Annotated in this window: 10 protein-coding genes; all 10 read left to right on the top strand. The window is 46.4% G+C overall.

What is annotated here, in order from left to right; translation table 11 throughout:
- Positions 1 to 95 precede the first annotated feature (95 nt).
- The 10 genes from BR62_RS0115375 to ftsZ all read left to right on the top strand — a co-directional run bounded on the left by BR62_RS0115375 (position 96) and on the right by ftsZ (position 13,389).
- Entirely contained in the window at positions 96 to 2,015 is a 1,920-nt protein-coding gene (locus BR62_RS0115375) for a stage V sporulation protein D (protein ID WP_003154438.1), read from the top strand.
- Between the two features lie 195 nt (positions 2,016 to 2,210).
- The gene (locus tag BR62_RS0115380; protein WP_003154436.1) at positions 2,211 to 3,683 is read left to right on the top strand and encodes a UDP-N-acetylmuramoyl-L-alanyl-D-glutamate--2,6-diaminopimelate ligase; all 1,473 of its coding nucleotides are present in this window, start codon (positions 2,211 to 2,213) and stop codon (positions 3,681 to 3,683) included.
- A 107-nt stretch (positions 3,684 to 3,790) separates the two neighbouring features.
- Positions 3,791 to 4,765, top strand: coding sequence for a phospho-N-acetylmuramoyl-pentapeptide-transferase (mraY, locus tag BR62_RS0115385; protein ID WP_007409707.1), 975 nt, complete (start codon positions 3,791 to 3,793; stop codon positions 4,763 to 4,765).
- Complete coding sequence (gene murD / locus BR62_RS0115390; RefSeq protein ID WP_015239817.1) at positions 4,766 to 6,121, top strand: UDP-N-acetylmuramoyl-L-alanine--D-glutamate ligase; 1,356 nt, start codon at positions 4,766 to 4,768, stop codon at positions 6,119 to 6,121. It begins immediately after the preceding gene.
- Between the two features lie 58 nt (positions 6,122 to 6,179).
- Positions 6,180 to 7,280, top strand: a complete 1,101-nt coding sequence (gene spoVE / locus BR62_RS0115395; RefSeq protein ID WP_015239818.1) for a stage V sporulation protein E — start codon at positions 6,180 to 6,182, stop codon at positions 7,278 to 7,280.
- Between the two features lie 116 nt (positions 7,281 to 7,396).
- Entirely contained in the window at positions 7,397 to 8,488 is a 1,092-nt protein-coding gene (gene murG, locus BR62_RS0115400; RefSeq protein WP_003154428.1) for an undecaprenyldiphospho-muramoylpentapeptide beta-N-acetylglucosaminyltransferase, read from the top strand.
- 25 nt (positions 8,489 to 8,513) lie between these two features.
- Positions 8,514 to 9,425 (top strand): UDP-N-acetylmuramate dehydrogenase, encoded by a 912-nt coding sequence (gene murB / locus BR62_RS0115405; RefSeq protein ID WP_007409709.1) that lies wholly within the window; start codon positions 8,514 to 8,516, stop codon positions 9,423 to 9,425.
- A gap of 128 nt (positions 9,426 to 9,553) precedes the next feature.
- Positions 9,554 to 10,342, top strand: a complete 789-nt coding sequence (locus BR62_RS0115410; protein WP_007409710.1) for a cell division protein FtsQ/DivIB — start codon at positions 9,554 to 9,556, stop codon at positions 10,340 to 10,342.
- A gap of 549 nt (positions 10,343 to 10,891) precedes the next feature.
- Positions 10,892 to 12,205, top strand: coding sequence for a cell division protein FtsA (ftsA, locus tag BR62_RS0115415; RefSeq protein ID WP_003154425.1), 1,314 nt, complete (start codon positions 10,892 to 10,894; stop codon positions 12,203 to 12,205).
- Positions 12,206 to 12,240: 35 nt separating this feature from the next.
- Positions 12,241 to 13,389 carry a cell division protein FtsZ gene (gene ftsZ, locus BR62_RS0115420; protein ID WP_003154424.1) on the top strand — a complete coding sequence of 383 codons (1,149 nt, stop codon included), beginning with the start codon at positions 12,241 to 12,243 and terminating at the stop codon, positions 13,387 to 13,389.
- The last annotated feature ends 140 nt before the right edge of the window (positions 13,390 to 13,529 follow it).

Raw genomic sequence — 13,529 nt, forward strand, 5'->3', positions numbered from 1 at the left:
GGATGCCCGCGGGCTTCTTTTTTATGCGCCGTCGTTCTATGTGTCCAAGCTGAGGCATAAATTGAAACAAGCCTAAATAAGGAGTGGACGGTCCCTTGCGCGTTTCAAATGTAACGGTTCGAAAACGTTTATTACTGGTTTTGCTTTTTGGCGTAATCATTTTTTTGATCATTGACAGCAGATTAGGCTATGTCCAATTTGTGATGGGAGAAAAGCTGACTTCACTGGCTAAGGATTCCTGGAGCCGGAATTTGCCGTTTGAGCCTGAGCGGGGAGAGATTCTTGACCGAAACGGCGTGAAGCTGGCTACTAATAAAAGCGCGCCGACCGTCTTTGTCGTACCGCGCCAGATCCAAAATCCCATAAAGACGGGCAAGCTTCTCGCGTCAGTTTTAAATATGTCGGAAGAGAAGGTCTACAAACATATTACTAAGAAAACCTCCATAGAAAAAATCTCACCCGAGGGGCGGAAAATTTCCAATAAAAAAGCGAAAGAAATCAAAGCGCTCGACTTAAAAGGGGTTTATGTGGCTGAAGACAGCATCCGCCATTATCCGTACGGAAGCTTTTTGTCCCATGTTCTCGGTTTTGCCGGTATTGATAACCAGGGCCTTCTCGGATTGGAGGCTTATTATGATGATGACTTAAAAGGTGTAAAGGGATCCGTAAAATTTTATACGGATGCCAAGGGGAAGAAAATGCCTGATGAAGCGGATGATTACACCCCTCCGAAAGACGGACTTGATATGAAACTGACGATTGACGCCAAGGTTCAGACGATTATAGAAAGAGAGCTCGACAATGCAGCGGCGAAATATAACCCGGACGGAATGATTGCGGTCGCAATGAACCCGAAAAACGGGGAAGTGCTCGGCATGTCAAGCCGTCCTGATTTTGATCCGGCTGACTATCAATCGGTGGATCCGTCCGTTTACAACCGGAACCTGCCGGTATGGAGCACATATGAACCGGGTTCGACCTTTAAGATTATTACGCTTGCGGCGGCTCTTCAAGAGCAAAAAGTAAACTTGCAAAGAGACCACTTTTATGACAAAGGATTTGCCGAGGTCGACGGCGCCCGCCTCCGATGCTGGAAAAAGGGCGGGCACGGTTCGCAATCTTATCTTGAAGTCGTTCAAAATTCCTGCAACCCCGGGTTTGTACAGCTGGGGGAACGGCTCGGAAAACAAAAGCTGTTTCAATATATTAAGGACTTCGGCTTTGGAAAGAAAACAGGCATTGATCTGCAAGGGGAAGGAACGGGGATCTTATTCCCGCTTGACAGAGTCGGCCCGGTCGAACAGGCGACAACCGCTTTCGGACAAGGGGTTTCCGTCACGCCGATTCAGCAGGTGGCAGCCGTTTCCGCAGCAATAAACGGCGGAACGCTTTATACTCCATTTATCGCCAAAGAGTGGGTTGATCCCGTTACGAAAAAAACCGTTAAGAAACAATCGCCGATTGCGAAAAGGCAAGTTATTTCCCAGGAAACGTCAAAGCAGATCAGATATGCTTTAGAAAGCGTCGTCGCTCAGGGAACGGGGCGGAATGCCTTTGTGGAAGGATATCGCGTCGGCGGAAAAACAGGTACCGCACAAAAGGTCAAAGACGGCAAATATCTCGAAAACAACCATATCGTCTCCTTTATCGGTTTTGCGCCGGCTGATGACCCGAGCCTTGTCGTGTATGTCGCGGTTGATAATCCGAAAGGCACGATTCAATTCGGGGGAACCGTCGCCGCGCCGATTGTCGGAAATATGATGAGAGACAGTCTGCCTGAGCTCGGCGTGAAACCGCGAAAAAATCAAATCGAGAAAAAATATCAATGGAACGACACAAAAACAATAGAGGTTCCGAATGTTGTAGGGATGTCTGTCTCTGATCTTGAGTCGCTGCTTGTCAATTTGAATATTGACTCCTCAGGAAAAGGAAGCAAAATTGTGAAACAATCACCTGCAGCCGGAACGAAAGTAAAAGAAGGCTCAAAGATCCGTGTTTACTTGAGTGAAGAATGAGTCTTTTTGAGGCAGCCGATTGTTTTCGGCTGCCTCTTATCATAAAGAGAAAAAAAGAAGATAACTTTTAAGATTAACTGGATGTATCCTTTTATTTACGCTAAAATATGAACTGTATGTTTAAAAGCCATTCTGACTTTTATAAACGGTTATCATGATAAAAGAATGAATAGAATTTCTGAGAGGTTTGATACAATGAAACTTACAAAGCTGCTTACATATTTAATGGCCGAACCTGTTCAAAATGACTTTCATGACCCTGACATAACTTCAATTGAGATGGACTCCAGGGAAGTGAGAAAAGGGAGTCTTTTTGTGTGTATAAAAGGGTATACGGTAGACGGACATGATTTTGCCCAAAAAGCCGCAGAAAACGGCGCAGCGGCCATCGTTGCCGAGAAAGAGCTTGACGTCGATGTTCCTGTCATTATTGTCCGCCGGTCACAGCGGGCGCTCAGCGTTCTTTCTGACGCGTTTTACGGGCAGCCGACAAAGCAGCTTCAGCTTATCGGCATCACCGGCACAAACGGCAAAACATCAACGACGCACATGGTTGATGAGATTTTCAAAAAAGCGGGAAGACAGACCGGTTTAATCGGAACGATGTACATTAAAATCGGGGATGAGACATTCCCTGTCAAAAATACAACGCCCGAAAGCGTCACACTGCAAAAAACGTTCAAGAAAATGAATGATGAGCATGTTGACACAGCTATTATGGAAGTGTCTTCTCACGCTCTGTCACTCGGCAGGGTTCACGGCTGCGATTATGATATCGCCGTATTCACGAACCTGACGCAGGACCATTTAGATTATCACAAGACGATGGAAGACTACAGACAGGCTAAAAGCCTCCTGTTTTCCCAGCTGGGCGGCTCCTTTAATCACGAAAAGCCGAAGCGGGCCGTTTTAAACGCAGATGACAAAGCCAGTGCTTATTTTGAAAAAGTGACGGCGGCGCACATCCTTACATACGGAATCGAGAATGATGCCGATGTCATGGCGAAACAAATCGAGATCTCTGCGCAAGGCACAAGCTTTGAACTTGTTACGCCAAAAGGAACAAAGCAGATCACAGTTTCACTCGTCGGCCGCTTCAACGTGTATAACGTACTGGCTGCAGCGGCGACAGCGATCGCAGCGGGTCTGCCGTTTGATACGATCACAAGCGCTCTTGAAGAGCTGCAAGGTGTCAGAGGCCGGTTTGAACTGGTGAATCATAATCAGCCGTTTCCTGTGGTCGTCGATTACGCGCACACGCCTGACAGTCTGGAAAACGTCCTGAATACATGCAAAGACATGACAGAGGGCAAGCTTTTCGTCGTCGTCGGCTGCGGCGGTGACCGGGACAAAACGAAACGCCCGAAAATGGCGGAAATTGCGGTGCGGATTGCCGACGAACCGATTTTCACTTCAGATAACCCGAGAAGCGAGGACCCGCTGGCCATATTAAGAGATATGGAAAGAGGGGTAGAAGGCACTTACTATCACAGTATCGCAAATCGCGAGCAGGCTATCTTTTTTGCCATTGCCAACGCGAAAAAGGGAGATGTGGTTCTGATTGCCGGGAAAGGGCATGAAACCTATCAGCAAATCGGCAATGAAACATTCGACTTTGATGACGCCGAAGTAGCGGGAAGAGCTATTGTTGAGCTGAATAAAAAGTAAAACAGGAAAGAGTGTTAGAATGAGGGAAATGAAAAGAATTACGGGGACACAATGTGAATATGATAAATACGTATGTCGTTTGAACGAAACGGGAGGAGAAAAGAGCAATGCTTGAGCAAGTGATTTTATTTACAATAATAATGGGATTTTTAATCAGTGTTCTGATATCTCCGATTCTTATCCCGTTTTTAAGACGTTTAAAATTCGGCCAAAGTATCAGGGAAGAGGGGCCGAAATCACATATGAAAAAATCAGGGACGCCGACGATGGGCGGGGTCATGATTATTGTATCCATCGCCATTACGGCGATTGTCATGACGCAGAAATTTTCGCATCTGAGCGCGGAAATGTTTCTTCTGCTGTTTGTCACGATCGGATACGGCCTGCTCGGCTTTCTGGATGACTATATTAAAGTAGTAATGAAACGGAATCTCGGATTGACGTCGAAGCAGAAATTGATCGGCCAGATCATTATTGCCATTGTATTTTACGGAGTATATCATTATTGCCATTTTTCAACCGGCATCAGGGTGCCGGGCACACATCTGTCAATCGATCTCGGCTGGGGATACTTTATCCTCGTTCTCTTTATGCTTGTCGGAGGTTCAAATGCCGTCAACCTGACAGACGGTCTGGACGGTCTCTTGTCCGGTACCGCGGCTATCGCATTCGGCGCTTTCGCCATCCTTGCGTGGAACCAGTCACAATATGACGTTGCGATTTTCTCGGTTGCCGTTGTCGGCGCCGTTCTCGGTTTTCTTGTATTCAACGCCCATCCCGCCAAGGTATTTATGGGGGATACCGGTTCGCTTGCGCTCGGAGGAGCGATCGTGACCGTTGCCATTCTGACGAAGCTTGAAATTCTGCTCGTCATTATCGGCGGAGTATTTGTTATTGAGACCTTATCTGTTATCTTACAAGTCATCAGCTTTAAAACGACAGGAAAACGAATCTTTAAGATGAGTCCGCTTCACCACCATTACGAATTGGTCGGATGGTCTGAATGGAGAGTTGTCGTCACATTCTGGACTGCGGGACTGCTGCTTGCCGTTTTAGGAATTTACATCGAGGTGTGGTTATAAGTGGAAAACGAACTTTTTTTGCAAAAACAAAACTTTCTGGTCCTCGGACTGGCGAAAAGCGGATATGCGGCTGCGTCGATTCTTCATGAAAAAGGCATTAACGTCGTCGTGAATGATCAAAAAGCCTTTGAAGAGAACGAACCTGCCCAAAGGCTTGCAGAAAGAGGAATTGAAGTCATCTGCGGTGAGCATCCGACGTCACTTTTTGATCAGCATCACATTACCATTCTGATCAAAAATCCCGGAATCCCGTATGAAAATATCATGGTGGAGGAAGCGCAAAGAAGAGGCATCCCGGTCTGGACGGAAATCGAGCTTGCGTATTATATCACCAATGCAAAATTCATCGGCATTACAGGTTCAAACGGGAAAACAACAACGACGACCCTGATTTATGAAATGCTGAAAGCTGATTCGATAAAGACGCTGATCGCAGGGAATATCGGCACTGTCGCCAGTGAAGTGGCTTATCATGCTGACGGTGATGAATGGATCGTCACAGAGCTTTCTTCGTTCCAGCTGATGGGGACTCATGCGTTCAGACCTGAAATCGGCCTGATTTTAAATGTGTTCGACGCTCATTTGGATTACCATCACAGCCGTGAAAACTATGAAAAAGCCAAGCAGAACGTGTATCTTCATCAGCTTGAGAGTGATACGGCCATCGTGAATCAGAGCGATGAAACAGTCGTGCGGCTTGCCGAAAGCGGAAAAGCCGGCACCGTTCCGTTTTCAGTTCACCAGGAACTGTCAAGCGGCGCATTCATTAAAGACGGAATGCTGATGTTCGGCGATGAAGCGATTCTGCCTGTTGATGACATCGTTCTGCCGGGCGCGCACAATTTAGAAAATATTTTAGCCGCTGTAGCCGCGGCAAAAACGGCGGGCGCGTCTAATAAAGCGATTCAGAAGGTGCTGACAAGCTTTACCGGTGTCAAACACCGTCTGCAGTATGTAACTGCGATCCAGAATCGTAGATTTTATAATGACAGCAAAGCGACGAATATTTTGGCCACAAGCAAAGCGCTCTCCGCGTTCAAAGCACCGGTTATTCTGCTTGCAGGCGGACTGGACCGCGGCAACGGTTTTGACGACCTGAAACCGTATATGGACAATGTCAAAGCGGTCCTGACGTTCGGACAGACAGCGCCGAAGATAGAAAAACTGGGCAATGAGCTGGGAATACAACATGTCAAACGTGTCGATAATGTTGAACAAGCAGTATCTGCGGCGTTTGCGCTCTCAAATGAAGGAGATGTCATCCTCTTGTCACCCGCGTGTGCAAGCTGGGATCAGTTCAAAACATTTGAAGAACGCGGTGACATGTTTATAGATGCCGTGCATATGCTTAAGTAAGGGCTTGTCTCTGTTCATCGGCAGCCCTAAATGACTTATGCTTGGGGTGTCGATTGCTTTGACTACTAAAAAAACAGCGCCTGATTTGTTATTAGTTATCATTACGTTATTGCTTTTAACAATAGGATTAATTATGGTCTACAGTGCAAGTGCGGTATGGGCGGATTATAAATTTGACGACTCGTTTTTCTTCGCGAAACGGCAGCTGCTGTTTGCGGGGATCGGCGTCATTGCCATGTTTTTCATTATGAATGTGGATTATTGGACATGGCGCACATGGTCGAAGCTGCTTCTGATCATTTGTTTTTTTCTGCTTGTGCTTGTGCTGATTCCGGGAGTCGGAATGGTGCGGAACGGTTCAAGAAGCTGGATCGGAGTGGGAGCGTTCAGCATTCAGCCTTCGGAGTTTATGAAACTGGCGATGATTGCGTTTCTGGCTAAATTTCTTTCTGAAAAACAGAAGAATATTACGTCATTCAGACGCGGATTCGTTCCCGCGCTCGGAATCGTGTTTTCTGCATTTATTATTATTATGTGCCAGCCAGACCTGGGAACGGGGACGGTAATGGTGGGCACGTGCATCGTGATGATTTTTGTTTCCGGTGCGCGAATCGCTCATTTTGCGTTCCTCGGACTCATCGGTTTAAGCGGATTTGCGGCGCTAGTTCTGTCCGCTCCTTATCGGATTAAACGGATTACCTCTTACTTAAACCCGTGGGAGGATCCGCTTGGAAGCGGATTTCAGATCATTCAGTCGCTCTATGCCGTAGGTCCGGGCGGACTGTTCGGGATGGGGCTCGGCCAAAGCCGGCAAAAGTTTTTTTACCTGCCGGAGCCGCAAACCGATTTCATTTTTGCTATTTTATCTGAGGAACTCGGCTTTATCGGCGGTTCGCTCATATTGCTGCTGTTCACTATTTTATTATGGCGGGGCGTCAGGATTGCCCTCGGCGCGCCGGATTTATACGGAAGCTTTGTCGCCATCGGTATTATTTCTATGATAGCTATTCAAGTCATGATTAATATCGGCGTTGTGACGGGGCTGATCCCGGTAACAGGAATTACGCTGCCGTTTTTAAGCTACGGAGGCTCATCACTGACGCTGATGCTCGCAGCGGTCGGCGTGCTTTTAAATGTCAGCCGGTACTCGAGGTATTGATCTGTATCTTACCTCATCACTCATGATTTATTCGTTATCTATAAAAAAACAGACAACATCAATAACCCTGTCCTAAAAAACAGGGTTATCGCTATGTGATTAAGGGGGACATACGAATGCGTATTGCAGTAAGCGGAGGCGGAACCGGAGGACATATTTATCCGGCCCTGGCCTTTATTAAAGAAGTTCAGCGCCGGCATCCGGATGTGGAATTTTTGTATATCGGAACAGAGAACGGTCTTGAGAAAAAAATTGTTGAACGGGAAAATATTCCGTTCCGCGCCATTGAAATTACAGGTTTCAAACGAAAACTTTCTTTTGAAAATGTAAAAACCGTCATGCGCTTCTTAAAAGGCGTGAAGAAAAGCAAATCATATTTAAAAGAGTTTAAACCAGATGCCGTTATCGGTACAGGCGGCTATGTATGCGGTCCGGTCGTATACGCGGCGGCAAAAATGGGAATTCCGACGATCATTCATGAGCAAAACAGCCTGCCCGGCATCACAAATAAGTTTCTCTCGAAATATGTTAATAAGGTAGCAATTTGCTTTGAAGAGGCAAAATCGCATTTTCCTGCTGAAAAAGTTGTGTTTACGGGAAACCCGAGAGCCTCTGAAGTCGTCTCAATTAAGACAGGCCGCTCATTAACTGAGTTCGGGCTGAAAGACAATCAAAAAACGGTGCTCATTTTCGGCGGAAGCAGAGGCGCGGCTCCCATTAACCGTGCCGTTATAGATATGCAGGAAGAATTGAAAACGAGACCTTACCAAGTGCTTTATATTACCGGGGAAGTACATTACGAGAAGGTAACGGCTGAGCTGAAAGGCGGAAAAGCCGCTGATAATATGGTGACAAAACCGTTTTTGCACCAAATGCCGGAGTACTTACAATCAATTGATGTCATTGTGGCCAGAGCCGGAGCGACGACGATTGCGGAAATCACCGCTCTCGGCATTCCGAGCGTGCTTATTCCGAGCCCGTATGTGACAGCCAATCACCAGGAAGTCAATGCGAAGGCGCTCAGCCAGCATGACGCTGCAATCGTACTGAAGGAAACCGAGCTCAGCGGAGAAAAACTGATCGCTGCGCTGGACAAAATCGTCATGAATGAAGAAACCTTAAAAGACATGAGTGAGCGGACAAAATCACTCGGTGTTCCGGATGCGGCAGCCAGACTGTACAGTATCATGGAAGACATAAAAAAATAGAGCAAATGGAATGCGGAGGTTTATGATGGAGAACGTAATTCAGGAATTAAGAGACCGCGAAGTCGGCAAAGTGCTGGAACAAGAACCGCTCGCGAACCATACAACGATGAAAATCGGCGGTCCGGCGGACATTTTGATCATCCCCAACCGTGTGGAAGCGGTCAAAGATATTATGGATATTGTGAAAAAACATGATCTGCCATGGACGGTTATCGGCCGCGGTTCAAATCTGCTCGTGCTTGATGAAGGCATAAGAGGAGTTGTCATCAAACTGGGCGCGGGTCTGGATCATTTGGAGATTGACGGTGATCAGGTGACGGTCGGAGGCGGCTATTCGGTCGTCCGGCTTGCGACTTCCATGAGTAAAAAAGGAATGTCCGGTCTCGAATTTGCAGCGGGCATTCCCGGATCAATCGGCGGAGCCGTCTATATGAATGCCGGGGCGCACGGATCTGATATGAGTGAGATTCTTGTGAAAGCCCGTATCTTATTTGAAGACGGCACAATCGAATGGCTGACGAACGAAGAGATGGATTTCAGCTACAGAACGTCTGTTTTGCAGAAAAAACGTCCCGGCGTCTGTCTCGAGGCAGTTCTTCAGCTTGAGCAAAAGGAACGGGAAGCCATTACGGCGCAAATGCAGCAGAACAAAGATTACAGAAAAAATACGCAGCCGTATTCAAGCCCATGCGCCGGAAGCATATTCAGAAATCCGCTGCCGGATCATGCCGGAAACCTCGTTGAAAAAGCGGGATTAAAAGGACATCAGATCGGCGGAGCAAAAGTGTCCGAAATGCACGGGAATTTTATCGTCAATGCCGGCGGAGCGACTGCCAAGGACGTTCTTGACCTGATTGAATATGTGAAAAAGACAATCCGTGAGCAGTATGATGTTGACATGCATACAGAAGTTGAAATCATCGGAGGGAATCGTTAAAAGGTTCTCTGATTACATGAGCTCATGTGATATACTTTTAACAAATGTCAAACGGCATCACAGCATGCCGTTTGTTTTTCAATCAGACGAATGTCAAGCTGTTTCATTCTTAGTGAGGTGGACAGGCAGTGAACCCAAATCATGAAAGAGAAAAAATCGTAAATATTGAAGAGCGGATTCCGAAAATCAAAGAGCAGCGGAAACAAAAAGCAAACCGCCGGCTGATTTCATTCATTGTGCTCTTTTTTATGATGGTGCTGATCATCGTGTACTTGCAGATGCCGATCAGCAAAGTGTCTTCTGTCACCGTTTCCGGAAACGAAAACGTGTCTGTAAAAGAGATCAACGCGCTTTCTGATATACATAACGGACAAACCGAGTTCTGGAGTCTGAACAAGAAACAAACAGAAGAAAAGATTGAGCAGAATAAGCTGGTGAAAAAGGCGGAACTTTCAAAAGTATTTCCTAACAAAGTCAGCATTCACATTGAAGAATACAAGACGATCGCGTATCTGCAGCGACATGATGTGTATTATGAAGTGCTCGAAAACGGCACTGTGCTGCCGAACGAAGTCACGCCGGATGACGCGGGCCCGATTTTGGTTGACTGGACAAACGCGAAAAAGCGGGTCAAAATGGCGGAGCAGCTTGATAAGCTTTCCGGTTCGCTTAAGCAGTCGATTTCTGAAATCTATTATACACCGGTAAAAATGGATCAGGACCGGATCAAGCTGTATATGAACGACGGGTATGTAGTTACCGCTTCTATTAAAACGTTTGCCGGCCGGATGAAGACCTATCCTTCTATCGTTTCCCAGCTGGACGGCGGGAAAAAGGGGATTATCCACTTAGAAGTCGCTACGTATTTTGAAGAATTTAACAAAGGTAAATCCGGCAAGAAAAAAGAAAATGATTAATAGTTCTAAAGAACTAATTTAAAGGTGATTCAAAAGAATCTATTACAATCAGCGGGGCAGCCGATATAACCGATAGCGGAATCATTGTGACTATGTTTGTTTTTGCCCGGGATATGGCTGCCGGACAAGCGGAAAATTCTCAATGTAATGGGCGTGTCTTCTGCAATGAGCATTGCATTTGGAATTTTCCTCCTGTTTCTTCTTTTTCCGGATGTTTCTGGCAATATCTATAGCTTTTCTGGAGGTTCATCTTAGTGTAGACTAAGGGAAAGCGGATATATTTGCATCTAGATTGCACAGTATGACACCGTGACAGGAAATCTTACGGTAAGGTGGGCCGTCTCTAAAAAAAATAAAAAAAATGCGATATAAAAGAGGATATACATAGAATATAACGAATAGTTTCATTAAACATAAATTGTGAGAAATCAGATAAGAATTTGTTGATGCTGTTGTTTTTGTTACACACTTGTAAAGCCACATTCATTGTATTGTTGTTCCGCAAATAATAGAATAGAATTTGATCGAAATGTGAGGAGGTGCCATAGAATGAACAACAATGAACTTTACGTCAGTCTTGACATCGGTACGTCCAATACAAAAGTGATCGTCGGAGAAATGACAGATGATTCCCTTAACATTATCGGAGTGGGAAATGTACCGTCTGAAGGGTTGAAAAAAGGCTCAATCGTTGATATAGATGAAACCGTTCATTCTATAAGAAAAGCGTTTGACCAAGCTGAAAGAATGGTAGGTTTTCCGCTGAAAAAAGCCATTGTCGGCGTTAATGGAAATTATATTCATATTCAAGATACGAACGGCGTTGTCGCTGTTTCCAGTGAAAACAAAGAAATTCACGTTGAAGACGTCCGCAGGGTAATGGAAGCGGCACAGGTCGTGTCAGTTCCGCATGAGCAGCTGATCGTAGACGTCGTTCCGAAACAGTTTATCGTTGACGGAAGAGACGAAATTACCGATCCGAAAAAAATGCTCGGCGTGCGCCTGGAAGTAGAAGGCACGCTGATTACCGGCTCCAAAACGATCTTACATAACTTACTTCGCTGTGTGGAGAGAGCGGGCGTTGAAATTACTGATATTTGCCTGCAGCCGCTTGCGGCCGGTTCGGCGGCTTTGTCAAAAGACGAAAAAAACCTCGGAGTCGCCATGATTGATATCGGCGGCGGCTCGACGACGGTGGCGGTATTTGAACAGGGGCACCTGAAGGAGACAGCCGTCATTCCGCTCGGAGGCGAAAACATCACGAAAGATGTATCGATCGGATTGCGCACTTCCACCGAAGAGGCTGAAAGAGTAAAAAAACAATTCGGACATGCATTCTACGATGAGGCTTCAGAAGATGAAGTATTTGAAGTCACCGTCATAGGAACGAATCAAAAGCAATCTTTTACACAGCAGGAAATTGCCAATATTATTGAAGCAAGAGTGGAAGAGATTCTTGAGATTGCCGCAGCCGAAATTGAGCATATGGGAATTACAGATCTGCCCGGCGGCTTTGTGCTGACCGGCGGACAGGCCGCAATGCCCGGAGTGCTTTCATTGGCACAGGAAGTGCTGAGGCACAATGTAAGGGTCGCAAGCCCGAATTATATCGGTGTAAGAGACCCTCAGTATATGACGGGTGTCGGCTTGATACAATTTGCCTGCCGAAATGCCAGAATTCAGGGAAGAAAAATAGGCTTTCATATGCCGGAAGAAGCCGTGCAGGAAATCGCGGTCTCTCACGAAGAAGAACATCATCAGCGGCCAGAGGCGCAGCAGCGTCCAAAAGCAAAACAAAAAACACAAGCCGAACACAACAAACCGAGCAAAATGAAAAAACTATTAAGCATGTTTTGGGAATAGATTGATAGTCATTCGGCAGATTAGGAGGATTTAGCATGTTGGATTTCGAAACAAACATAGACGGCTTAGCATCAATTAAAGTAATCGGAGTAGGAGGCGGCGGTAATAACGCGGTCAACCGAATGATTGAAAATGAAGTGCAGGGTGTAGAGTACATTGCGGTAAACACGGACGCGCAAGCTCTTAACCTGTCAAAAGCGGAAGTGAAAATGCAGATCGGGGAAAAGCTGACCCGCGGTCTCGGAGCGGGAGCGAATCCGGAAGTCGGCAAAAAAGCCGCTGAAGAAAGTAAGGAACAAATCGAAGAAGCGCTAAAAGGCGCTGACATGGTGTTCGTTACAGCCGGAATGGGAGGCGGTACCGGAACGGGAGCCGCACCGGTTATCGCGCAAATCGCAAAGGACTTAGGCGCTTTGACTGTCGGTGTCGTAACAAGACCGTTTACATTTGAAGGAAGAAAACGTCAGCTGCAGGCTGCAGGCGGTATCACGGCAATGAAAGAAGCCGTTGACACACTGATCGTTATTCCGAATGACCGCATTCTTGAAATTGTCGATAAAAACACACCGATGCTTGAAGCATTCCGTGAAGCTGATAACGTGCTTCGCCAAGGGGTGCAAGGTATCTCTGACCTCATCGCGACGCCTGGTTTAATCAACTTGGACTTTGCCGATGTCAAAACCATCATGTCCAACAAAGGTTCAGCATTGATGGGTATCGGGATCGCTACGGGCGAAAGCCGTGCTGCTGAAGCCGCCAAAAAGGCGATCTCCAGTCCGTTACTGGAAGCGGCAATCGACGGAGCGCAAGGTGTTTTGATGAACATTACGGGAGGTACAAACCTGAGCCTCTACGAAGTGCAGGAAGCAGCCGACATCGTCGCTTCTGCATCTGACCCTGATGTCAACATGATTTTCGGTTCAGTTATCAATGAAAATCTGAAAGATGAAATCGTCGTCACCGTTATTGCGACCGGTTTTATCGAACAGGAAAAAGATGACTCAAAACCGCAGCGTCCGACTTTAAACCAAGGATTGAAGTCTCAAAGCCAAAACGCTGCGAAACGTGAGCCGAAACGAGAAGAAACACAGCATCAAAACACGGTGAACCGCCATACATCACAACCGGCGGATGATGCCCTCGACATTCCTACATTTTTAAGAAACCGCAACAAACGCGGCTGATGTAAAAAAGGACAAGACCACATGGTTTTGTCCTTTTTCTTTTGTGCACAGTCTTCCTTCCTATCCCCATGATCTATACAGTGAAAAAAGAAACTTTATACCTATGACGAATTGATTGTTTTTTAGTTTCATACGGCTTT

The organism is Bacillus sp. UNC69MF, assembly GCF_000746035.1.
GTDB lineage: Bacteria > Bacillota > Bacilli > Bacillales > Bacillaceae > Bacillus > Bacillus velezensis.